20 protein-coding genes are annotated in these 23,655 nt (G+C 55.3%); 12 read left to right on the forward strand and 8 right to left on the reverse strand.

From position 1 onward, the window contains the following. The first annotated feature begins 470 nt into the window (after nucleotides 1-470). The gene (locus tag ACR0J2_RS18685; RefSeq protein WP_171676770.1) at nucleotides 471-671 is read left to right on the forward strand and encodes a hypothetical protein; all 201 of its coding nucleotides are present in this window, start codon (nucleotides 471-473) and stop codon (nucleotides 669-671) included. Between the two features lie 85 nt (nucleotides 672-756). Here ACR0J2_RS18685 and ACR0J2_RS18690 read toward each other — a convergent pair whose 3' ends face one another. Then, nucleotides 757-957: a hypothetical protein gene (locus ACR0J2_RS18690; protein ID WP_480813465.1), complete on the reverse strand. Its 201-nt coding sequence runs from the start codon at nucleotides 955-957 to the stop codon at nucleotides 757-759. A 183-nt stretch (nucleotides 958-1,140) separates the two neighbouring features. On the opposite strand from ACR0J2_RS18690, the gene ACR0J2_RS18695 reads away from it, so the two are divergent. The 3 genes from ACR0J2_RS18695 (at nucleotide 1,141) to ACR0J2_RS18705 (ending at nucleotide 4,511) form a co-directional block, all read left to right on the forward strand. Further along, a complete protein-coding gene (locus tag ACR0J2_RS18695) occupies nucleotides 1,141-1,560 on the forward strand; it encodes a ribbon-helix-helix protein, CopG family (protein WP_171676768.1) in 420 nt (139 codons plus the stop codon). Further along, on the forward strand, nucleotides 1,557-3,386 hold the full coding sequence (locus ACR0J2_RS18700) for a relaxase/mobilization nuclease domain-containing protein (protein ID WP_171676766.1): 1,830 nt from the start codon (nucleotides 1,557-1,559) through the stop codon (nucleotides 3,384-3,386). Before ACR0J2_RS18695 ends, ACR0J2_RS18700 begins: the two co-directional genes overlap by 4 nt. A gap of 87 nt (nucleotides 3,387-3,473) precedes the next feature. Next, a complete protein-coding gene (locus ACR0J2_RS18705) occupies nucleotides 3,474-4,511 on the forward strand; it encodes a hypothetical protein (protein WP_170514426.1) in 1,038 nt (345 codons plus the stop codon). Nucleotides 4,512-4,995: 484 nt separating this feature from the next. On the opposite strand, the gene ACR0J2_RS18710 is transcribed toward ACR0J2_RS18705, so the two are convergent. The 3 genes from ACR0J2_RS18710 to ACR0J2_RS18720 form a co-directional block, all read right to left on the reverse strand. Then, entirely contained in the window at nucleotides 4,996-6,765 is a 1,770-nt protein-coding gene (locus ACR0J2_RS18710; protein ID WP_171676752.1) for an adenylate/guanylate cyclase domain-containing protein, read from the reverse strand. A gap of 449 nt (nucleotides 6,766-7,214) precedes the next feature. Next, nucleotides 7,215-8,540: a pyridoxal-dependent decarboxylase gene (locus ACR0J2_RS18715; protein ID WP_253762242.1), complete on the reverse strand. Its 1,326-nt coding sequence runs from the start codon at nucleotides 8,538-8,540 to the stop codon at nucleotides 7,215-7,217. Nucleotides 8,541-8,662: 122 nt separating this feature from the next. Then, nucleotides 8,663-9,730, reverse strand: coding sequence for a pyridoxal-phosphate dependent enzyme (locus ACR0J2_RS18720; RefSeq protein WP_171676757.1), 1,068 nt, complete (start codon nucleotides 9,728-9,730; stop codon nucleotides 8,663-8,665). Between the two features lie 94 nt (nucleotides 9,731-9,824). Here ACR0J2_RS18720 and ACR0J2_RS18725 point away from each other — a divergent pair, with 94 nt between their 5' ends. Beyond that, complete coding sequence (locus ACR0J2_RS18725; protein ID WP_480813466.1) at nucleotides 9,825-11,348, forward strand: winged helix-turn-helix domain-containing tetratricopeptide repeat protein; 1,524 nt, start codon at nucleotides 9,825-9,827, stop codon at nucleotides 11,346-11,348. A gap of 329 nt (nucleotides 11,349-11,677) precedes the next feature. Here the strand turns inward: ACR0J2_RS18725 and ACR0J2_RS18730 are convergent, their stop codons facing one another. Beyond that, the gene (locus tag ACR0J2_RS18730) at nucleotides 11,678-12,310 is read right to left on the reverse strand and encodes a tyrosine-type recombinase/integrase (RefSeq protein ID WP_152460026.1); all 633 of its coding nucleotides are present in this window, start codon (nucleotides 12,308-12,310) and stop codon (nucleotides 11,678-11,680) included. A 198-nt stretch (nucleotides 12,311-12,508) separates the two neighbouring features. Between ACR0J2_RS18730 and ACR0J2_RS18735 the strand changes: the two genes are divergently transcribed. Both ACR0J2_RS18735 and ACR0J2_RS18740 read left to right on the forward strand, forming a co-directional pair. Then, nucleotides 12,509-12,778 carry a hypothetical protein gene (locus tag ACR0J2_RS18735; protein WP_480813467.1) on the forward strand — a complete coding sequence of 90 codons (270 nt, stop codon included), beginning with the start codon at nucleotides 12,509-12,511 and terminating at the stop codon, nucleotides 12,776-12,778. Between the two features lie 151 nt (nucleotides 12,779-12,929). Continuing rightward, nucleotides 12,930-15,152, forward strand: coding sequence for a tetratricopeptide repeat protein (locus ACR0J2_RS18740; RefSeq protein ID WP_480813468.1), 2,223 nt, complete (start codon nucleotides 12,930-12,932; stop codon nucleotides 15,150-15,152). Between the two features lie 423 nt (nucleotides 15,153-15,575). Here ACR0J2_RS18740 and ACR0J2_RS18745 read toward each other — a convergent pair whose 3' ends face one another. Together ACR0J2_RS18745 and ACR0J2_RS18750 are read right to left on the reverse strand one after the other, a co-directional pair. Then, entirely contained in the window at nucleotides 15,576-16,793 is a 1,218-nt protein-coding gene (locus tag ACR0J2_RS18745) for an HlyD family secretion protein (RefSeq protein WP_480813469.1), read from the reverse strand. After that, nucleotides 16,790-17,170: a hypothetical protein gene (locus ACR0J2_RS18750; protein WP_170613811.1), complete on the reverse strand. Its 381-nt coding sequence runs from the start codon at nucleotides 17,168-17,170 to the stop codon at nucleotides 16,790-16,792. Before ACR0J2_RS18750 ends, ACR0J2_RS18745 begins: the two co-directional genes overlap by 4 nt. A 397-nt stretch (nucleotides 17,171-17,567) precedes the next feature. On the opposite strand from ACR0J2_RS18750, the gene ACR0J2_RS18755 reads away from it, so the two are divergent. The 5 genes from ACR0J2_RS18755 (at nucleotide 17,568) to ACR0J2_RS18775 (ending at nucleotide 21,888) form a co-directional block, all read left to right on the forward strand. Further along, the gene (locus tag ACR0J2_RS18755) at nucleotides 17,568-18,575 is read left to right on the forward strand and encodes a helix-turn-helix domain-containing protein (RefSeq protein ID WP_480813470.1); all 1,008 of its coding nucleotides are present in this window, start codon (nucleotides 17,568-17,570) and stop codon (nucleotides 18,573-18,575) included. Nucleotides 18,576-18,718: 143 nt separating this feature from the next. Continuing rightward, nucleotides 18,719-19,009 (forward strand): hypothetical protein, encoded by a 291-nt coding sequence (locus ACR0J2_RS18760; RefSeq protein WP_480813471.1) that lies wholly within the window; start codon nucleotides 18,719-18,721, stop codon nucleotides 19,007-19,009. 397 nt (nucleotides 19,010-19,406) lie between these two features. Then, nucleotides 19,407-20,789, forward strand: a complete 1,383-nt coding sequence (locus tag ACR0J2_RS18765; protein ID WP_480813472.1) for a cytochrome ubiquinol oxidase subunit I — start codon at nucleotides 19,407-19,409, stop codon at nucleotides 20,787-20,789. Continuing rightward, nucleotides 20,789-21,790, forward strand: a complete 1,002-nt coding sequence (gene cydB / locus ACR0J2_RS18770; protein ID WP_480813473.1) for a cytochrome d ubiquinol oxidase subunit II — start codon at nucleotides 20,789-20,791, stop codon at nucleotides 21,788-21,790. Before ACR0J2_RS18765 ends, cydB begins: the two co-directional genes overlap by 1 nt. Then, a complete protein-coding gene (locus ACR0J2_RS18775; RefSeq protein WP_480813474.1) occupies nucleotides 21,787-21,888 on the forward strand; it encodes a DUF2474 family protein in 102 nt (33 codons plus the stop codon). Before cydB ends, ACR0J2_RS18775 begins: the two co-directional genes overlap by 4 nt. 971 nt (nucleotides 21,889-22,859) lie before the next feature. Here the strand turns inward: ACR0J2_RS18775 and ACR0J2_RS18780 are convergent. Beyond that, a complete protein-coding gene (locus ACR0J2_RS18780) occupies nucleotides 22,860-23,540 on the reverse strand; it encodes a DUF6629 family protein (protein WP_480813475.1) in 681 nt (226 codons plus the stop codon). Nucleotides 23,541-23,655 lie beyond the last annotated feature (115 nt).

Consider the following 23,655-nt stretch of genomic DNA (forward strand, 5'->3'; position numbering starts at 1 on the left):
AGGGCCGGACCGTCCGGTCTTTGGCCTCCGCCATTTGGAATGCGCGGCTTGCACCGCCGGTGATCCTCCCTCCTTTGCTGCGAGGGTCATACCGGCCCAGAAAGGCCACCCGGACCCGGAGCTGAACACTGCGCCTGTGTCGGACCGAAGCGATGTTGCTGCCATTTACTGCATCGCTTCGTTCAGATGCCTCGCGTGCAGCGATCCCAGAATGCCTTGCCTGTTCACTTGGCCTGACAGTTTCGGGCCCGTTGCCGGAGAAGATCCTCAGCTGCCCGTGTTTCTGTGGTGATGAACATAAGCGAGCAGTCGGGAAAGACGCGCGGTGCCCGGACCGGGTACCGCGCTTCAACAGGGAATATCCCCTGCGCCTGCGGCGCATTCCGCGCGGAGCAAATTACCTGCTGACATCCCCTTTTGTGCTCACTTTTCCCATGTTCATCGAAACACGCCATAGCGAGGATCAAACAATGGCAACTCAAACACTGAAACTGAACGTCAAGACCGGTGAAAAAGAGGGCAAGACATTCTGGGACCGATGCGGGGTGCTCTTCGTCCATACCGATGAGACCGGAAACATCACCTCGATCCAGGTCAGGCACAGCATGTTCCCCGGCGTCGAGATGGTGGCCTTCCCAAAACGCACCGATGACGATCGCGTCACCGAATGACGAGAGGGCAGGGCGGCGCAAGCCGCCCTTTCTTCTGCTCCGGCCAAAGGCCGGACCACATACGCGCCACAGGTGGCGCGCGGTCCTAAGACCGGGCAGCGGTGTCGATCTGCCCCAATGCGGCAGCAGACAACCCTGCCAGACCCGCCGCGCAGGCGGCGGGAAACTGAGCGCGCCCAGGCGCGCGGAAAATGCAGATTGCATTTAACGTGCCGGAAAGTGACGGGCGCTGTTCGGGCAGCTCCCGCTTTGCGTGATTGCCCTGCGCCAGTCCACCGGCACCCACGCCTGTTTAAGGAAAAGGGGCGGAACCCTTTTCCCGGCGTGGAAATAGCCTCCAAGAGCAAAACTGTTCCGGGGGCAATTTGAGAAAATGCGGATTTCTAAAATCACCCCCGGTTTCCTCTTGGAGAGTATGACAGGATAAGGTAGTTGTGTTACAAACTCGAAATACAACCTGAGGTATACATTGAGCAAGCCAGCCGACACCACTGTCTTTTCCGTGCGCTTGCCTTTGGATGCATTGGCGCGTCTGGAGGAGGCCGTGGGCGCGCTCGGGGCCAAGAGCCGCAACCAGATCATCCAGCGTCTGATCTATCGTCTGATCGGGTATCTCGATCCTGACCCCGCTGTTGTGGATCTCTGGCAGACGCACTTGCGGCAGGTTCAGGGTGGATACACCAACCTCAATCAACTGGCGAAATCGGCCAAGCGCGGCACGGTGATCTGGACGGATGACGACCGGCGCGATGTCGAAAATCTCCATCGTGCGATCATCCAGCACCGGCAAGACCTGAAAGCGCTGATCACAGCGGCCCGCCGAAATCGAGAACCGGAGGCCGCCATTCGCCGGATCTTGCGCGACGATGATTGGACATCTGAAGTATGAATGTCGCGGCTCGCAATCTGACAGCAGAGGATTTCCTGGAGCTTGCCTTCCGGGAAGCGCAGAAGGGTATCGATCGATCCAAGCAGATCAGCCTGCAGCTGCAGACCGCCAAGCGCATGAAGTTCATGATCTCGCGGGCCTCATCCATCAAGGCGCGGCTGGGTGCTGTGGTCGGAAAGCCCGAGGCGGTTGTGAAACACGTCCGCAAAGGTGGGGTGAACAACGCCCATGAGCTGCGCCGCCAGATCAACTATCTGACCGTCAGGGTAGAAGGCGTATTAGACATCCGGGACAATGGCGTGACCCCGCTCGATGCGGATCAGGTCATTGATTTGATTGAGACTTGGGCCGAGGATTTCAACGGGAAAACCAATTACGGGTATACCCGTCACATGATCGTTTCTTTTCCCGAAGGCACCTATCCAGACGCCGCGCATGAGGCGGGCTTGGAGTTCGCGGATCGTCTATTTGGGAGCGGTGATTTTGGCGATACCTGGGACTATCTGACCGTGTTCCACAACGACACCGACAACCCCCATGTCCACATCGTTGTGAACAACCGGGGCGTCGAGCATGGTCAGTGGCTTGCTATGGGCATGAGCAGCGAGATGAACATCGACGTTCAGCGCGCCATCCAGGTTGAGGTTGCCGAAGGATACGGCATTGAGCTGACCGCGACGACCCGCCTTGAGCGCGGTTTGCGGCAGGAAGTGGAGACCGACACGTGGAAAGTTCAGGCCGGACTGTCACTTGTTGAAAGCACTCCGGAGGTTGAAGTTAAGGCCCGCGACATGGCCGGTGATGTGATGACTCTCTCCATCGCAAGAATGTCGGATCTGTTTGATGAGCGCGCCAACGCCATCAAGGACCGGATCGAAGAGTTTGCCATCCAACTCGTAGAGGGAGACGAACCAGTGGTTTCGCGCATGGAACATCTATTGGATCAAGCCCATCATTTTGATGATTACGGCGCGCCGGGAGACCCGTCTTACGTGTCGCCCGAGGTCATGAGCAACCTGCGGCGACACATCGAAACAGGTGGGTCTGAGGATACGATAGCGCCCGAACTAAAGGCTCAGGTTGTTGCCCATATCAACAACGTTCGGGACAACGAACAGAGCCACCCGTATCTGTCGGCCCTTGCTGACATTGTCGATGACAAGGAGTTCCAGGCGTCCGCTGATTATGCCCCGGCAGCACGCCGCTACGAGGTCTATATGCAGGACACCTTGGGCGAGGGGGCCTATGAGGACTTCCAGTCTCAGACCAAAGAATTGCTGCAATCAATCGACAAGATGGAAGGTCTTGCTCGTGAGGTTGACGACCCAAATCTGCGTGTCGCTATGGACATTCAGATTGGCGAGATGAAAGGCGACGTTGCGGATCTGCGCACCAACGATCCGGACCTTCAAGCCTTCATCATCGAGGACCGGCGGTATGCAACGATGATGGATACCGCCGAAATGGATGTCTTGGATTACCCACAAGCCGCTGAGTGGTCCGAGATCCGCAAGGACGTTACAGAGACCGCCACCAGCTACGGCTTGGACGGCGAGGCGTTCATTGCCCGGTTTGGAGACCATCACAACGTCACCCTGGGCACAACAATGGGATGGCGCAGCGACGACATATCGACAGCTGCGGCTCACTTCAACAGTCAGGGTTTGCCTGACAGCTACGAGCGGGCCGAGGCCGTTGTCGATGAGCTGCACCAAACAGCCTCTACCAAGATCATCGCAATCTCCGAGGAACTTTCGAACGTCCACGCCCACGCCACTCATCCGCTCCTAGAGGGGCGCGGTGACGATGACGGACACAGCTTATAAGGACTTCGCCCGGTCTGCCTGATGCGCGCGCCAACGCCCCAGGCAGATCCATCACAGAGTTATCCATCAACTCGCAAAGGAAAAACTATGGTTTCGCGTACAGACTATCTTTTAAACGAAGTCGAACACTTCGCACCCTATTCCAAATTTGATCAATCTGCCCCGCGCGAGGATCGCGTTTCAGAGCAGATCGACATCATCAAGAAAGAGCAGCAGGCGATGGGCTATGATCGTGCAGCCATCGCCTCAAACAGCTTCGACATCGAGGACCAGGCCAACCGCCGAGTTGACGAACAAACGGCACAACAAGATCTGGTCGAAGAACTGAAAACCGAATTGGAGGCTGCGGAGCGATCAGGGGAGCCGGTAGATCTGAACGATATGCAGGCATTGGTGTCTCAACACATGAGTGATGCTCAGGAATACGACCTGTATCACCCCTACTATTCGTCCCTTGCGGATCTGTCGGGCGACAAAGAATTTCAGGAGTCCGACGACTACCAGTCGCCCGCTGATCGCTATGTTCAGTATATGCAATCCGCTCTGGGGCAGGCCGGTTTTGAGACCTACGAGCAACAGACCAAGGACATCATAAACTCCATCGAAAACATGGAGGCGCTTGCCCGAGAGGTTGAAGATCCACACTTGCGCGCCGCAATGGACGTCCAGATCGGAGAGCTGAAGGGCGATGTCGCAGAACTGCGCCCATACGATACTGACCTGCAGGCGTACACTGTTGCTGACGACAGTTACACCACATCCATGAATGCGGCCGAGTTGGACAACCTGGATCCGTCCGAGGCCGAGAAATGGCTGGCAGTGCGTGACGAAATTGTTGCAACCGCCAACAGCTTCGGTCTCGACGGAAACACCTTCCTGGCCCGCTACAACGATCATGACAGCGTTTCGGTTGGCGCAACGGCGACTTGGCGAGGAGCGGACATTTCTACCGCTGCTGCTCACTTCAACAGCCAAGGCGTTCCAGACAGCTACGCGCGCGCCGAGGCCGTTGTTGGTGAGCTGCACCAAGTTTCATCCAGCAAGATTGCCGCCGTGGTGCAAGAGATTGCCCATACCCGCGAACAGGCTACCCACGTCCATGAGTATGATGGACACAGTCTTTAACCACGGAGGACATGATAGATGATTGTTCGCGCCGGTGAATGTGTTGCCGGGAACAGCGAGACCACCGGGTTGGAGTAATGTGGGGTCTGTTCCGATTGGGACGGACTCTTGTCCTTGGACATTCCGGGCATTCGCTGCACCACGTTTGAATAGGCAAGAAGCGGACGGAGTGAGCTTTCGCTGCGGCTGCGCCAAAGACTGCTTCGAGTGAGTGTGTCAAAACCGGTCGTTCTTGATCGCTAACGGTGCGTCAGACATCGCGCGAGCTCTACCACCGATTTGATCGCGCGCCGGGCGCGTGCCCAAGTCGGGAGTGCGCGACAAAGCTGTTTTCCGTAGTATGGAAACCAGCCCCTTCCCGCCTCAATCCCAGTTTCTCTGAGAGTGCCTACTCAGAGAACCTTGCGGTAGTACACAGACCTTTTTCCTGCGCAAATTGAAAGAGAGGAAGGCGGAAATATGCAATCAAACGCATCTGCATGTATCAGAATTCTGGAATCCCTAGTACCGCCATCTGTTTGCCAACCCGCTCAAGTACGTCTGGAGAAAAGACCATTGCTTCTTTGAAGCGTTTCACTGTCATGTCTGGATGGGCGCGCAATAACTTCTCTGCAGACGTGCGCGCTTCTTCTTCGCGTCCTGCTCCCAACAGCGCGGCACAGAGGTTTCGGTGAACCCAATGTGCATTCGGGCGTTCTTGCAGAGCGCGAATAAATAGGTCTGCCGCCTGATTGTCGTCACCGGCAACCTGATGAGCGCTGCCCATGCCTACAAGATTGTTGAAATTCATCGGGTCTAACGGGCTTAGGCGCATCGCCCGTTCGAAGTGTTTCATGGCCATTTCTGGCCGGTCTGCATAGGTTTCGAGCCAGCCCAAACGGCTCAATGCCCATGCGGAATTGGGATCGAGCTGGATCGCGCGTTCGAGAAGGACACGCGCAGCACCATAGTTGCGTGCAAATGTGTGAACCGTACCTAGTACCGACAGTATCAATGGATCGTCGGAAGACATTTGGGCGGCCCGTTCCGCGCGGGATAGCGCCTCGGCCTTCGCTTTGCTGATATCAGCGACCCAATTGTACACAGAGCGTTGCGCCCAGCACCAAGCGGCGAGAGCAAGTGCCATTGGATAATCGGGATCGATCTCAAGAGCCTTGTCTAGAAGCTCCAACGCTCTTGCCGCTGATTGCTCCTCTAACATCCAGGCATCGGGCATGGCGCGCATCGTGTAGTCATACGCGCCAAGATCATGAGGCGGCTTCCGCCGTGTACGTTCAATCTCCGCAAATTGAATTGAGGGCTGCAGGGCGCCAGCGACTTTCTCCGTTATCTTGTCTTGGAGATCGAAGATGTCGTCGAGAGACCCGTCATACTTGTCTGCCCACAGGTGTGCCCCTCCATCGGTTTCGATCAGCTGCACAGTGATTCTAACGCGTTGCCCCGCACGTTGGACCGATCCTTCAAGTACGTACTTCACGCCCAACTCGCGCCCGATATCCCGGACATTCATGTGTCGACCCTTGTAGGCAAAGGACGAATTCCGCGCGATCACGAAGAAGGACCGGATGCGCGAGAGGGTGGCTGTGATTGCCTCGACGACACCATCCGCAAAGTAGTCTTGGTCCGCGTCACCAGACATATTGTCGAAAGGTAAGACGGCGATTGAGGGCTTTTCCGGCCGCTGGAGCTGAACGCTGCTAGAACTTTTATGGGTGTTGTTGTCAAGCTCCGGAGACCAACGGAACACACGCACCGGCGTGGGGATGTTCTTTAATTGATGTTCGCCATCATCGGCAAAACTTGCTTCGATCCTCTTGGCAACGTGTTCATGAGTGCTTGCACTAAGGCTTATCCCACCTGGAGAAGCAATTTCCTGAAGGCGAGCAGCGAGGTTCACACCATCGCCAAAGATATCTTTTCCCTCGATGATAATGTCGCCAAGGTTGACGCCGATCCGAAGTCGCAGGAGCGGTTTGCCTTGCGGGTCCTCCTTCCGGGTAGACATTGCGGTCTGTATCTCGACGGCGCAAGCCACGGCGTCTACCACACTGCCGAATTCTACCAATGCACCGTCACCCATCAGCTTAACCAAGCGTCCCTTGTGAGCGGCTACGGTTGGGCCGAAGATTTTCTTGCGGATTTGGTTGACGGCGGCAAGGGTCCCTGTCTCGTCGGCGTTCATCATGCGTGAGAACCCGGATACATCCGTGGACATGATGGCTGCTAAGCGGCGCTGAACGTTCGTTGAACTCATACTGCTTTCCTAGCGGCGACTGCGTGAGCTCGCAAGACCGACGCATATTCGAGGTAGTGTATCTACCGCTTCTGCTTGATTGTTCTTGGCTTCCCAGCGGAACATGAACAATAACAGAGGTGGTATGGCACTGTGGCCATATAAGCTGGCCCCGTTTCAGTGGACGGTTTCAAAAGGTCCAGCTGACCGGTCTGCGAAGTCAGCCGGGCTTACGTTGCCAAGATACCCATGTCGACGACTTCGATTGTAGAACAGGTCGATCTACTCGACCAGATCGAGCGACAGTTTGGTGGCGGCAGACCAAAATTCTTAGGACGATGGGGAAGCCGCTACAGGTCCGAAACCATGCGTCGCCTACTTTTGTGGCAGGTCATAGGCTAGCCCAGCTCTGAAGCTCGCATGTCTGAATCTCAGGTGGGCTCGCTGACCCAAAGGAATAGGGCGGAGGTTCACCCATCCTTAAGACTTTCTTGCGCTATGGACACCATCTCCTTGATCAAAATGTCGAAGTCGCTCTGCGTGCTGCGGTGATTGGCGATAGCGCATCGCAAGGCATAAGTGCCAGAGACGCGGGTATCCGAGAGCGCCGCAATGCCGGTTTCCTGCAATCTCAGCATAACCTCCCGGTTGAGAAACTCGCAGTCTGTATCGGAAAGCCCCTTTGGACAAAGACGAAAGCACACGATGTCCAGAACCGGCTCAGCCAAAAGTTCCATGTCGGTGCGTGCGCGGATCAGATCTGCCAGATAATGCGCCTGGTCGATGTTCTGGTCGATCAGGCGGGCAAACTTCGCGGCACCGTGCTCCTTCAGGCTCATCCAGACTTTCAGCGCCCGGAAGCCGCGCGAGGTCTGGATGCCGAAGTCGTGCAGCCAATCGGCGGCCGCAACGCCGCGGGTTTCGCTTTCCAGATAGGCCTGAGACAAGGCAAACGTGTCCAGATGTTGTTCACGTTCTTTAACTAAACAGCAGCCGACCTCAAACGGAGCATGCAGCCATTTATGCGGATCAAGCGCAACGGAATCCGCGCGTTCCATTCCAGCCAGTAGGTGTCCGTGTTTCGGCGCCATCGCAGCGAGGGCACCGATGCAACCGTCAATGTGGAACCACAGGTTTTCTTGTGCGGCTAGATCTGCCAAGGCAGGAAGATCATCTATGGCTCCGGTATTTATCGTTCCGGCATTGGCGATGATTGCCACGGGCTGGACGCCCTCGGAACGATCAGTTGCGATCTTCGTCTGAAGCTGATCTACATCCAACCGATAGTCAGGCGTTGACGGGATGCGCCGCAGCGCCCTGCGTCCGAGACCAAGAAGTTCCATGGCCGTCAGATGGCAGCCATGCACCTGGTCGGAGCCGTAAAAGGCCAGACGAGCGCCGCTCAACCCTCCTTCCCGGATGCTTTCTTGCCCAAGGGCTTCATTGCGGGCAACGGTGAGCGCAATGAGGTTGGCCACTGAACCGCCACTGGTCAGCGTACCGCTGGCGGTGCTCGGGAAGCCTGCGATTTCCTTGAGCCAGTCTACCACTTGCCGGTCCATCTGGGCTGCGGCGTGATTACCCCCCCCCAGATTCGAGCCAAGAATAGCGGCCAGGAAATCACCCAGAGCGCCGGTGAAGTTACTCGATCCCATGTACCACATCCAAAACCGCGGATGGATGTTGCCCATTGGATAAGGCATCAGATTCTCCTTGATCTGATCGAGCACCTCTTCCAGCGGCGTGCCACTCTCGGGTAACGGAGATTCATAGAAACACTGCACCTGCTCTGGCATCTGTTGCCAGACCGGCGCGTCGCGCACCTCGCTCAGATAGGCCACCGCATCGTCAACCGCGCGATGTGCCGCCGCGCGGTGCGCCGCCCAGTCAGCAGGATCAAGGGTCTCTTCGCCTGACACTACGCACCCATCTGCGCTGTGGGTGTCGAGTGCGAGATCGCGATTTCTTCTTCGGTCATCTCCGGCTCGATGTTTTCGAAAAGTGGTGTGGTCATATAGCGCTCTGCTGTGTCTGGCATCATGGCCAGTAGGACAGAGCCTTCGGGCGCGTCCTGTGCGACTTGCAGCGCAGCCAGAACGGTTCCGCCACCAGACACGCCGGTCAGTATCCCTTCCTGACGCGCCAGATCTTGCGCTGTTTTGATCGCGTCTGGACCCGCAACGGGCATCAGTTCATCAAAGTACTTGTTGTCCAGAGATTCTTGAAGAACCGCCGGGATGAAATCAGGCGACCACCCCTGGAACGGGTGCGGCTCCCAAGCGCTGTGGCCTGAAGCCGGGCTGCCATTTGGGTTGCGTTCCTGAGCAATGCCACTGGCGACCAGCCCCGCATTGGCAGGCTCGGTTAGCACGATTTTGGTTTCGGGGCGGTCACGTCTGAGCACCCTCGCCACGCCGGTCAGCGTGCCTCCAGTGCCGAACCCGGTCACAAAATGGGTCAGCTTGCGCCCCTTGAAGTCAGCGACGATCTCCGGCCCTGTGGTGCGTTCGTGGATTAGCGCATTGGCCTGCGTCTCAAACTGGCTGGCTAGAAACCAACCATTAGCCTCGGCCAGTTCCACGGCTTTGTTGTACATTCCGACCGCCTTGAGCGCACGCGGTGTTAAAACCACCTTGGCTCCAAGCATGCGCATCAGTCGCCGCCGCTCAACTGAAAAACTGTCCGCCATTGTGATAACCAACGGATAGCCCCGGGCGGCGCAAACCATGGCGAGGCCGATGCCGGTATTTCCGCTCGTGGCTTCGATCACCGTTTGCCCAGGCTTCAAGGCACCACTCTTCTCCGCCTCGTCAATGATGCTTACGGCCAGACGATCCTTCACTGATGCCGCCGGATTAAAGAACTCTGCCTTCACGTAAAGCTCCACATGTGATGGTGCGAGTTTTTGCAACTTGATGATCGGCGTGCTGCCAATGGTTTCAGTGATGTTGTCGTAGATCATCGTGTTTTCCCTCGTTTCGGCCATTTTGGCTGTTTGTTTTGAATCAACTCTATTCCAGCTTTGGCGTCAGAGCTTGCAGAACATCTGTAGAAATCCTGTAGAGATGTTATTGTAAGCGATGATTTATTGTTTTGGTGATTTTGAACTGGATACGGGTTCGGCTGAACTGCGATGCGGCGGACAGGAAATTCCTGTCGAGCGGCAAGTCTTCCTGCTGCTGGAGTTGCTGGTCAAGAACGGCGAAGGTCTGACCTCTCAGACAGACATAATTGATACGATCTGGAACGGGGCAGCGATCTCAGATGCGGCGATCGCCAGCCGTGTCCGATCGGCCCGCGCGGCAATAGGAGATGACGGCGAACACCAGCGCGTCATTCGCACGGTAAGGGGCCGGGGCTATAGGTTGGTAGTTCCGGTCGTGAAGCGAATGAACCCCGACATGGCCGGCTTTTCATCAGCGGAGGGGTCGGCTCCGTCTATCGCTGTGCTCCCGTTCAGTGCGTTCGGCGACTTGGACCGCGCAACGATCATTGCCCCTGCCTTGGCTCATGAGCTGATCGTTACTCTGTCTTTGACCCGGTCGCTGACGGTCATTGCACGGGCTTCTAGCTTTCAAGTGGCCGACGGGAGGGAAGCGCAAGAGCGGCTGGATGTCGATTACGTTGTTACTGGGTCCGTAGAGATCCGCGCCAAAAGCGTAACCGTGTCTCCGGTCATGACATCGTCCAAGACAGGAGAGGTTATCTGGGCCGACAGGTTTCACGGCAAGCTGGATGACATCTTTACGATCAAAGCAACTGTTGCCAATTCCGTTGTCTCTGCTGCGGAAATGCATGTGCCGCGCCATCAGGCCATTCAAGCCAAGGCGCTTGATACCGAAGCTTTAGATGCCTGGAGTTTCTTTCACCTTGGTCTCAACCAAATTTACCGTTTCACCTCCGAAGATAACGCCAGGTCGGCTCAGTATTTTCAGGAGGCCCTCTCAAGGGCTCCCGATTTTGCCCGCGCGCATGCGGGTCTGTCATTTGTCGCCTTTCAACGTGCCTTCACAAGTTTTGACGAAGATCGCGGGGCCGCCGCACAGGAAGCCCTGCGCGCCGCCGAAAGGGCTATGGAGCTTGCCCCCGACGATCCCTTTTGCAATTTTGTTTTCGGCAGAAGTTACTGGATGTTGCATGATTTGGAGTCAGCGACGCATCACTTGGAACGGGCCGTCCAACTGAATCCAAACTATGCCCAGGGCCATTACTCGTTTGGTCTTGTTCAAACGTTGAATGGGATCAGTTCAGACAGTATTGATCGCACATCCGAACTTGCCACGCGTCTCAGCCCGCTAGACCCGCTTCTTTACGGGATGCACGGCATGAAAGCGTGGGTCCGGGTCAATCGACAAGACTGGGCCGGTGCCGCCGAATGGGCGGACAGGTCCGCGCGCACACTCGGTGCTCATTTCCTCATAGACATGTTGGCGGCGATGACCCATGAGGCTTGCGGCAACAGCAATGAGGCAAGGCATTTTGCGTCCCGCGCCCGTTCCCGCCGCCCAGACGCCAATCAGGACCAGTTTTTTGCAGCCTTTCCGCTGCCTGAGGGCCTGGCCCGAAACACCGGTCGGGCCGCTCTGACACAACTGGGTTTTTAGACAGGTGTTGACGCAGGACAGGTCCGTAAGATCGGTTGGCGCACTCGACCTTAATGACTTGCAGAATAAACCTCTTCGTCTTTACCTCGGAGCTCAGATAGAAAGTGGTGTCAGTTCATTCCGCTGACCTCAATAAGTTCGCGCCGCCAAGACCATTGTTGACAATGCAGGCCACAGTTCGAACCAGTTGCTTTAGCCACCACCAGAGAAGCTGACATTGATGCCCGCTGCAGAAGCGGTCTCTTTGGGCTCGATTGTAACCATCGCTGCGCCGAGAACGTACGCCCGGTCCGGATTGGCGAACGGCACTTGCCGCCCGCCAAGGTACTCTAGATGTCGATTTTCTCGGCGATACTCAGCGCATCTTCAAGTTCGACGCCGAGGTATCTGACTGTGCTATCGACCTTGGTGTGCCCGAGCAGAAGCTGAACCGCTCGGAGATTTCCCGTTTTCCGGTAGATCTCTGCCGCCTTGGTCCGTCGAAGCGAATGCGTTCCGTATCCGCTTGGTTCCAAGCCAATTGCAGCCACCCAGTCTCTGACAAGCCGACCGTACTGGCGCGTCGAGATGTGTGGTCGGTCGTGGAAACGGCTCGGAAACATGAACGGGCAAGCCAGCATCTCGGGCGACTTCACCCATGCCAGGACAGAGTCCCTTGTGTTTTCAGTCAGTTCGAACTGAACGGGGCGCTTGGTTTTGCTTTGGATCACTGAAACACGCTCTCGGACGCGGTCATCCTTGACGAGATCAGCCACTGCGAGTTTGACCAGATCGCATCCACGCAGTTTGCTGTCTATGGCGACGTTGAACAAAGCCAGATCGCGAAGGTAGCCCGCAAGTTCCAGGCGTGCGCGGATCGCCCAGACCTGTTTTGGCAAGAGTGGGCGCTTCTGGCCGATGATACGCCCCTTGTTCCACGCTCTGCGTTTTGGGGTTACGGCGGGTAGTTGGACTCTTGGCATGATATGCCCTCCGATCCCCCCTCCACGCCCAGTCATCAGCACCGTGCTGACAAGGCGATTCTACGAGGCGGCGGAATGTCCGCAGTCCAAAGACAGTTTGGCACGCCATTTCTGCGTGAGCATTAGGCGGCTCCGAGCCCAAAGCGGAAGTGCTCCATCTCCGAACCTCGCAGACGCGGCAAACTAGTCGCCATATCCATGAGCCGCATCGCAGAAAGAAAAGCGGTCGTTCATTCACTGCGCAGCGAATTTTCGGGTGCCAATGTCCGAGTTGCGGACTTTGCAGACATCCGCATTTTTACTCCAAAGGACCACAGTCAGCCCGAAGCGGACATTCAATTCAAGACTTTGCAATTCCGGCTTAGCGGACAAAGTCGCCATCGAAGGCTGAACAATCAAGGACTATTTGCAGCCCAAACCGGACGTTGGCGCCAAAATTTTGCAATTCCTGAAATCCAGACAAGTTGACCAAAAATCCTTTCAACTAAGATGTTCAATGAACTTGCCACAGCCGCACACGAAAGAGTTCATGTTGGACGGATTTACGTCCTAACTTATCGGGATAGGACAGCGGACCAAAATGCCATTACACTAAGTTTGCAACGGGTTGGAGGTGTCTTTGTCAAATGAGATTAGAAGACTTTCCGCAATAGTGGCTTTCGACATGGTTGGCTACAGCCGACTAATGGAGTTGGACGAGTCCGGAACCCTCGCGCGGCAAAGAACTGTCCTGGATAAGATCATTAACCCAAAGGTGATCGAGTTTGACGGTCGAGTAGTGAAGACCATGGGAGACGGTGCACTGATTGAGTTTGCTAGTGCCGTAAACGCGGTTTCATGGGCGGCTTCGGTACAACGCGCGATGATTATTCACGAACGTGATCAGGATGCGGATAAACGAATCTCTTATCGTATTGGGATCAACCTCGGTGACGTTCTCGTCGAGGGAGACGACATTTTTGGGGAAGGGGTGAACGTCGCTTCCCGCCTGGAAGGATTGGCTGAGCCCAACGGGATTAAGATCTCGGATACGGTATTCAAAAGCGTGAAAGGCAAACTGGATCTTGGCTTTGCCGACGTCGGGCTCAACAAGGTCAAGAACCTTTCGGAGCCAATACAAGCATTCAAAGTGCTTCTTGACCCAGGTGATGCCGGCAAAATTCTTGCCGATGCAAACCCGATCTCAAGCCGGATCGGAAAACCTATGGTTGCCGCAGCGGTTGTTCTTTTGGTGGGTTTGAGTGTCCTCATCGGTTCAATCTGGACTCCGAGCTTCGGTGATCCCGACGATGGAATATTGATCGTCCCGTTTACGGCCGAAACAAGCTCTGACAAGGTCTCAGCGGATGTCGTGACAGAGTTGTTTCTCCGATCATACGGCAGGCTTAGGCAGTTGCCTTCTGCTTCGTACAGTACATCGATGCGGTACAAAGGTATCGCCGTCACGTTAGCGGACCTGAAACGGGACATTGATGTCAGGTATGTTCTCGATGGGTCAGTCAGAACACGCGAAAACGAAATCGAAATCCGTGCGCGTCTCAGAGATGCAACAGAAAGCGGCGACGGCGTCATCTGGCAGCAAGTTGTAGAAGGGGAAAAAGACCGGCTGTTCGACCTTGTCAGCGACCTGAAATTCAAAGCAGCTGGCGCGCTGAAGCTCAAACTCAACCCGGTCGAGCGCCGTTTTTTTGAAGAGACGCCCACAACTGACCAAAACGCATTTCTTGCCTATGCAAACGCCGATAGGTTGCTGCACAGCAAGGATTTCACGGATATCGGTAAAGCCCTGCCGTTATACGAGGAAGCAATCTCGCTAGATCCAAACTTTGTTGCGGCAAAACTTGGATATGCAGAAGCCAACTTTCAAATCTGGGAAGGAAGCTACAACACAATACGTTTCACGCTGGACGCACTGGACGAAGCAAAGACTATTATCCGAGATGTGCTCAGCGCCGATCCCTCAAATTCAGTCGCTATTGGATTGCAGGTCAGATTGCTATTGCAGCAACTCCAAAGGGACCGCGCTTTGTCTATGGCGAGAGCCGCAGTTTTCAACAGCCCAAGCGAACCAGGCCTTAGGCTTGTGCACGGGCTCACTTTGAATGCGGTTGGCGATTACGAACAGGCCATTGAGGCGTTCAATCAGTACGAGGCGCTGTCTGCGCGCCTCAGTTCGGGCGACAAAGGGGATCTGGCTTGGAATTTACTCCGGGCGGGCAACAGCCAGAAGGCGCTTTCGTTGTTGCTTAGCATTCCGGAGAACGAACTGCGCGAACAGCATTTTAGATTTCTGGCGGAAGCTTTTTTCCGCGAAGGCGACAGCGAAAAGGCTCGTGAATATATCCAGCGTTTTCTGACCAATAACGTATGGCTGAATGTGATGTGGATGAAGCCATGGTTCGAAATTTATGATGATCCTAATTTATTCATAATCTATTCCGAAGCAATGTTGGCGTCTGGATTGCCTGAATGGCCTTATAGTTACGACAAGGGGCGCGAAAGGGACCGCATCGGGCACGATGAGCTACTTGAATTGTACTCCGATCAGTTCGAAGAACAGTTCACGACAGGCCCATTTGGAGCGCCATATTCAGAAGAACGAAGAGCTGACGGAACGGTCGAAATGGAATTTGGTTGGATGAATGGTATCCCTCTCAATGGGACTTGGAGTATCAAAGACGATGCTATTTGTCAGAGGCTTCCTTCGGTCCATCAGGGGAGAGAACAATGCCATTTCCTATATCGTGACGCGGATAGGTCGACCGAGGCCAATAGGCATGTGTCAGCAGTCTTGTCCTTCGGTGTGATCGATTCAGAATTCATACGTGTCAAAGAGTATTGAATGCCGCGCATTGCATACCTCAATGAATTCTGCGGATGCCAGATTGGTGTTTTAGAAGGCGACATAAGCACTTCTTTTAAAGACCACCTGCGAGAACTAATCGAATTTTGCAAAGTCTGCTTCCTGCGCATTACTGTCATTGGGACACCGCGCAGCATTGGTCAAAATGGCTCGGAGCAGTCATTCGCTGCACGTTGCGCTAGGGCCTGCTATGCGGACGAAACGGACATTCCGGCCTACTGTATGTGGTTGTCATTTTCCTGCATGAGATCACCTGAGCGGACAATCAAATCGTTAGCCGTGTGGCAGAAAGCCGTCACATAACTCGCATTTATTTTACGTGCGATCTGTCTGCAAATTGCCGAAACGGCTCCCAACATTTGTTGGGAGCCGCATTTGTTGAAAATGGATGGAGTTGGAAAGTCAGGCGTGACCACCACCGATCAAGCCGATACCCGAAGTCAGACCGAACCAAGCTTTAACCCGTAGACCGACCGCCTTGATGATACCCATGGCCTGAATCCCGTGGGCGACAAGTGTTCCTTCCATTTCGCCTTCAAAATTGGTGGTGTAGGATTGTACAATGCAACCACTACCTGGAACCAAAAGTTCGCGGTGCTCTGGGTGCACCAGATCGAGATGCACAACGATCTGACCCCGTTTCGCCTTTTCACTGGGCTCAATCAGGCGACCGCTAGGCGCTAGCTGACCGGAAGAAATCTGCTCCTGAATACGTACGATCCTTGCAGGAAGAACGGTATTGCGCATCGAGATGTTGAAGTTGCTTTCGCACGCCACCTCTGCGGCCATTCCCTCGTACAGTTCGGTGCGAGAAACCTGCGAGAAACCAGCAACGATGCGTCCTTTCTCTGTATCTTTCCGATCCGGTACAATCAGCATTGCGGGGCTCATCGCTGCTTGCGCTGCGCGCGAACCGACATTCAGGGTGACTTGTTCAACAACGCCGTCGACAGTGCTGTGTGTCAAAGTCTTGGACAGCTCGACCTGGGCCTGCTTCAGCGACGCGCGTGCTGATGCAAGCTGGGCCGGAAAAACGGCAGTCGCCTGCACCTGAGCCACACCAAGTTGCGTTTCCGCAGCCTCAACCTCTGCTTCCCGAGTGCTCAAGGTAGCTTGGGCGCGTTCCAACTGGCTCACTTGAAATGCTGCAGAGCCCTTTGCTTGAAGTGCCTCGTGATCCATCAGCACCAGCTCAGCCTGTTCTCTGGCGGTAACTGCGGCATCCACCAAGGCCTGAGCAGTTTGGACCTGCAATTCAGCTGCCAGTTTCGCGCTTTCTATCTCCTCAACTTTACGGGTTGCAAAATCTACTGCTGCTTGTTCCGACGCATTCTCGACTGCAAACAGCGGATCGCCCGGTTCTACACGATCACCGCCCTTTACGTAGATATCTGTTACTGTTCCACCGTTCTCGGCAACGACCGGAACAGTTCTGAATGGCACAAGACCAGTGTAAGATTTGGGGTAGTAGTAGAAAACTGCGAAGAACACGATCAGTGCCAGAACGAACCACATGAAAAGCGCTCGGTGAACGTTGTACAGAGTGACCGGTAGCCCGCGCCACTTCAGATAGATCACGCGCAGTACAAACGGAAAGGATGTGACGAGCAGTTCGATCATTTCACCAACTCCTCATTCGACGGGCGCCACCACAACATAAAGTCGCGGGCGATTGCGGTCAGGATTAGGGCGCCCGGCAGTAGATTGCTGAAGTGGCTGAGGGCCGGCATCAGCTCATACGCCAAAGCTACTGTAAGCATCGTCGGAATAGTTGTACGCAGCGGAGTGCCGATTGATTTGTGTTCGGTGTAACGTTCAAAGCGCGCATAGAGGTGAACGACCAGCAGGATCGCAAGGGCGAGAACGACCAAGCCGACCCATGCATAGGTGTCGGTTTGATTGGGCGCGACCCACCATCTGGGATCGCCACCAGCGGCAAAGGCCGGAGTTGAAATGACGCCAACTAAGGGCGCCATCAGGAACGCGGGTGGTTTCATGTTTCAGGTCCTTTTGTTGCGCAGCCAAGCTGCGCGTGTAGGTTTCAAGTGTCTTGAGAACGTCAATTCTCGGTTGGTTGTTGTGTGGTTTCTGAGGGCTGTTCCTGCGGGGCGTAGGGTGGATCCCAACGACGTCCGTTCGGTGTTTTCTCGCCAAATGGCGCACTGTGTAGACCGTGGATATTTCCCCCGGACCACTCTTGCTTGGCGGAATTTTGGATTGCCTTCAGTACGCGGTAGTACCTTGCGAAGTAGATCATGGTCGTTTCCTTTCCGATGACCGGGACCTAACCGTCATCGCGCCTGCGATCCTGAGGGTTCTGGACATTTGTTATTGGCTTCTGGACAATTCCAGTAACTGCAGGGAGTTGCGTGCAAGTCAGGGGAGGACGTAAGAATGCCACGCATCAGCGCTTACAGACTGCAAAACGTTGGGCTGCGTTATTCGCAAGAACCCGGAGCGCGCATTCCGTTTCCTGAGGTCTTGGAGATGGCTGGGGTGCCCGTTGATATCGGCAGCAGCCCAGACGCCACCGTCGAGCTGCTTCATGAGGCGGGTACAATTGAAACTGCGTGCCGGGTTCTGGAAGACAAAACCTTTGCAGCTCGCGTGGGGCTGTCGGCACAGGGTCCTGGTACCCTTCTGGCTTACATCGTGCGGGCGGCCGAAACGGTGGAAGACGCGCTGGCTTTGACGCAGCGCTTTTATGCAATGCAAGACCCCGACCTGCGCCTGGACATCGTAGGAGCACCTGGTGAGCCAAGGATTACGCTGGAAAGCAATGTGATCCCAGCACATCAATACCCGCGCCACCGCGAAATGCTGATCTTCGGCCTTTATAAACGCGTTCAACAGATCACCTCGGGTGGGCTTGCCCCGATCTCGATTGAACTGGAAACGGACGATACCGAGCATTGCAAGAAGTTGGCCGAACTTGCTGGCTGTCCCGTCGAAGGGCTCAAAGCCGGATATGCCCTGGCCCTGCCCCCAAACGGCATGAGTTTTCGGATCCCGACTGCGGACCCCACGTTGTTGGGGCATTTGCGTCGGCACGGGGAAGAACAGCTGAAGGCTCAACCCGGTGCCGTCCGCAGTCTATCCGACCGCATTATGGACATGCTCGGGGAGCGTCTTCCTGGGCCGATACCAAACGGCGACGATATAGCCGGAGAGCTTGGCTTGACGCGACGCACCATGACCCGGCACCTGTCTGCCGAGGGAACAAGCTTTAAGGCTCTTCTGGAAGGTGTGCTGTGCGACCTGTCCAAACGCATGCTGCGTAGCGGTGAAGGTGTTGCCCGCGTAGCCTTCATGCTTGGATTTGCGGATCAGGCCGCCTTTTCGGTGGCGTTCAAGCGCTGGACAGGTGAAACGCCTGCCAGATTCCGTAAAGCTGGCCGCTAGAGGGACTGGCACCGGGGGTCGAAAGATGTCCAAGATCCACAAAACCTTGTCCCGTCCCCAAAAGAAAGCGGGCCATCGGGTCACCTAGTTCAATGGCACACAGCAGCCGCGGTGGTTGCTAACCCAGAACAAGGATGAACCCTATGAAGACCTCGAATAAATTCTTTGTCGCCCCGATCTCAGGCGCACTTCTGATCACCATGGCGGCAACAGCTCAAGCTGACTACGTCACCGACAAGGCGATCAAGGGTGCAGTTGTCGGTGCCACTGTCGCCGGTATCGCAGGCGAAAGCATCGTAGGTGGCGCGGCCGCTGGTGCCGCGGTTGGTGCCGTGGGCGGTGCGATCCAAAAGGACAACTTCGAAGACGCGCAAGACGAAGCCCAAGAGCGTCGCGACGACTTCAAAGAAGAACACAAAGACTGGAACGACTAAGACACCACCCCCAGTGAAGCAAAAAAGGAGAAGCACAGCCGAACAAACCTGACCGGTCAGCCTGCGCTGTTAGCATCCGGACGCAGTTTGACTGACCATCCCCCACAGAACTCGCACAGTTTCTGAGAGGTTGCCACCCAGCTTGCAATCGAGCTGGGTGGCAACTTTGTTTTGGGCCTTCGAACGTCACACGTACCAGGCGCTCGCGGTTTCAAATTTCAGTCGCCCATCTCGACCAGGGTTTTGTCCAAAACCCAAAAACAACCGTCCAGAACCCAAACGAACTGAACCAGACACCACCCCAAATACGGCTCATCTGAATGACATCGACGAGTTGGCAGCCGAGACACCCCTGTTCACTGCCGCACTTTGCAACCCAATGCCAAAGGAAACGGCAATGAACCTATTCGCAAACTTCGACGCAGAGACCCTGGCACGCATCCAGTTTGCCTTTACTGTGTCGTTTCATATCATCTTCCCGGCCTTTTCCATTGGCTTGGCAAGCTTCTTGGCCGTTCTCAATGGACTCTGGCTATGGCGCAAGGACAAGGTCTACCTCAACCTTTTCAACTATTGGAAAAAGATTTTCGCCGTAGGCTTTGCCATGGGCGTCGTGTCCGGCATCGTGATGTCTTACCAGTTCGGCACGAACTGGAGCGTATTCTCGGACACCGCAGGTCCCGTAATCGGACCCTTGATGGCCTACGAGGTCATGACGGCCTTCTTTCTTGAGGCTGGGTTCCTCGGCATTATGCTCTTTGGTCGTGAACGCGTCGGTCCCAGCTTGCACATGATGGCCACGGCGATGGTCGCCCTCGGCACTCTGATTTCGGCTACGTGGATCCTTTCGGTCAACTCCTGGATGCAGACCCCGGCCGGGTTCGACATCAACGAACTGGGGCAGTTCATTCCCGTTGACTGGTGGTCGATTGTCTTCAATCCGTCTTTTCCCTACCGCCTGACACACATGGTTCTTGCCGCCTATCTCACCACTGCTTTTGTGGTGGCCGGGGTTGCGGCCTGGCACCTGCTACGCGGCAATCGCACGGCCGAGGTCACTCGAATGTTCTCGATGGCAATGTGGATGGCCGTTCTGGTCACCCCTCTGCAGATCGTCGCCGGCGACCTTCATGGTCTGAACACACTGGAGCATCAGCCGCAGAAAGTGATGGCGATGGAGGGTCACTTCGACAGCCATCCCGAAGGTGCCCCACTGATCCTTTTTGGTATTCCAAACGAGGATGAGAAGCGCGTGGACTATGCCATCGCTATTCCGAAACTCTCGTCGCTGATTCTGAAACATGACCCCAATGCCCCGCTTGAAGGGCTGGACACTATCCCCGACGACGAGGAACCACCGGTCGCGATCGTCTTCTACAGCTTCCGCGTGATGCTCGCTATCGGCTTTGCCATGTTGGGCGTTGGCCTGTGGTCGCTTGTTCAACGGGTTCGCGGCCGCCTCAACGACGATCGCTGGCTGCACCGGACCTCCGTTCTATTGGCGCCCAGCGGGTTCGTGGCGGTACTGGCCGGTTGGATCACTACCGAAGTGGGGCGCCAGCCGTACACGGTATACGGGCTGATGCGGACGTCGGACTCCCTTTCACAAGTGGATGCACCTACAGTTGCCGCGTCTCTGATAGCCTTCATCGTCGTGTATTTCGCCGTTTTCGGAGCAGGCACGTTCTACATGCTGCGCCTTATGGGGAAACCACCTGTCGAAGATATCCAGAAAAGTCACAAACCCATTGAAATCTCTACTTTGACGGAGGCGGTGTAATGCTTGAACTCTCGACAATCTGGGCAGGCATCATTGCCTTTGCCGTTCTGACCTATGTGATCCTGGACGGTTTCGATCTTGGAGTTGGAATCCTGTTCCCCTTCGCGAAAACTGACAAAGATCGCGATGTCATGATGAACTCGGTCACGCCAGTATGGGACGGGAATGAGACCTGGCTGGTCATGGGCGGCGGAGGTTTGTTCGCTGTTTTCCCGCTGGCTTATTCCGTGGTGATGCCCGCAATCTACATGCCGATCATCATCATGCTGCTTGCGCTCGTCTTCAGGGGTGTGGCCTTCGAATACCGGTGGCGAACGGTGCGTGGGCGCTGGCTGTGGGATGTCGCGTTTCACGGTGGTTCAACCGTGGCTGCCTTCTGCCAAGGCATCGCGCTTGGCGCGCTGGTTCAGGGCATCCCGGTCGAGGACCGGCAGTACGCAGGTGGATGGTGGGATTGGCTGACACCATTCTCAGTGCTGACCGGAGTGGCCCTGGTGATCGGGTATGCCTTGCTGGGCGCGACCTGGCTCAATATGAAAACAACGGGTGAGATACAGCGCCGGATGCGTTCTTATGCCCGCCCGCTGATGCTTATGACGCTCGCGTTGATCGGCCTTGTTAGTCTTTTGACCCCATTCCAAGACTCGATCTATCTGATCAGATGGTTTTCGTGGCCCGGTGTCGTTTTCTCTGTGTGTGTGCCGGCTGTTGTTGCTCTCATTGCTTGGATGCTTCATCGCGGCCTGAAAGAACAGCGCGACTATCAGCCCTTCTTCTGCGCCGTTGCCTTGTTCGTCGTCTGCTTCATCGGCATTGGGATCAGCTTTCATCCCTATATGCTACCCCCAAGCCTCACGATTGCTGAAGCCGCCGCGCCGGACAGCAGTTTGGCCTTTGCTCTGGTCGGAGCCGTCGTTCTGCTGCCTGTGATCCTGGCCTACACCGCCTACACGTATTGGGTTTTCCGCGGGAAGATCGATCCAGAGGAGAGCTTCCATTGAAACTGCAAAAGCAAGTTTTCTGGTTCAGCGCGATCTGGTTGGGCAGCGTCTTTTGCCTAGCGACTGTCGCTTACGTAATCAGGTTGTTCATCACTTGAAATGGCAAGGACACCAATGTTCGCGCGTCGGCATGTCCAGAAGACGCAAATACTACTCCAAGCGCCGAAAGAAACTCCGTTCCGGCCTGCCAGATTCCCATGAACAAGCGGCCGGCTGGGTCGTCTCAAATTTAATAATCCAAGGGGGCTATTATGCTTTCTCGTGCAAAACCAATGTCTGTGCAGTGGAATCAGATTGACCCGGCTCTGCCCATACAACCTGAAAACCGCGGTGGTAGCCGTTCGTCTGGCATGTTGCCAAAGCTATTCACAGGGCTCCTTGCTGCATGGCTTGTTACCTTCGTTCTATTGCCCTTCACCTCGGCCGTCACTGGGGCGGTCTCGAAAGACCTACCCGCAATTATGGACATGTTGCTAGTCTTGTTCTCTGTACTTGTCGTTTTTACTTCCACAGCTGCAATAGTACTAAAAGGGTCAACACTGCGAGCCGTCCTTGGGCGAGGATTGGCCTCTCTCGGTACAGCGCTTATCATTTCGCCCGTAGGGCTCTCGGTCCTGTTCGCATTATACCTGCAAGACTGGGTATCGATCGTAGTAGATACGTCTATCGAGCAGGCGGGAAAAACAGCGATATCCCTGTTTGGCGGTGTCTTCGTTGCCAATGCCCTCGCAATGGGATTGGCGTTTGGATGTTTGTCTCTGCTACTTGGGATCAGGCTAATGCAAAATCGTCCAAAACCACTCGTTTCACCTTAGGCGAGTGAACTTCCGCTTTGGGCTCAAAGCGGACTTGCGGCGCTGCGGCGGTTCGCTATCCAACCCAGACCCAAAAGCGGTCATTATGAGATTTGAGACGATTTTGCCGTTGCATTAGCTTAGCCCCCTAGGCCGCCATTCGGAATTCCGAAGCTGTCGCTGGGACTATCATGGCTGACCGACTGCTCAGAGCCCAGAACAGTCGCTCCATAAGACATCAATCGGAGCCTGCAGCCGATGCGGTAAGAAGAGAATTAGAGGGCTGGAGCGGTTCCAGTTTTCTTTTCCAGTGACCGCAGTACAACAATCATGTAAGCGGAAAGACCGGCCGCGAAAAAACACCAAATCGATGTGAAAGCGTGGGACGCGAAGAAAAAGCCGGCCAAGACTGAGATCAGGATAAGAAGTCCAAAAACTCTGATTTTAGGGTGAGAAGACAACAGCAGCGGGACACAGATGATCACGGCATAAATCACCCGCGCCACCATTTTGCTCGTTTCATTAGTGAACATCTCCGGATTCAAATAACGGATCGAATTGTGAATGAGGTCAATCTGCAGAATGCTTGGATTCAAGGTGATAGGCAGGTACAAGAGCGACCCTCCAGCAATGCCCAAAACTGTAAAGGCGATGAAGAGGCGTTGCCGAAAACGGTACGGCTCGCAAGCAGCAGCTGAAAATGGCACCCAAGTTGGCCAAAACCAGTACGCAAAGAACAGAAAAACCATCGCCGCTGAGACACTTTCATAACCTTGGTGCTTTTCAATTCCTAGCCACACAAAACCTTCCGCAACCTGCTGCATTCCAAAGAAAAGTGGATAAGTCGCTAGCGGTAAGAAACGTACACCGACCCGCCAAGCAAGCGGCATTGTGATCGCGCTACTTGCGATCAAGACGCCGCCTACAGCAAAACTGGCATTTGCAGAAAAACACATACTCTTACAACTTTAGCACGCTTTGTCTTGCACGTCTCGTAGCAGCAAATTGGCTCGACAAATCAATGGCCGAATAGTCCGCTTAGCGGTCGCTAAAACAGAGTGCCGAGAACGG

This window comes from Ruegeria sp. CG4 (assembly GCF_056537185.1).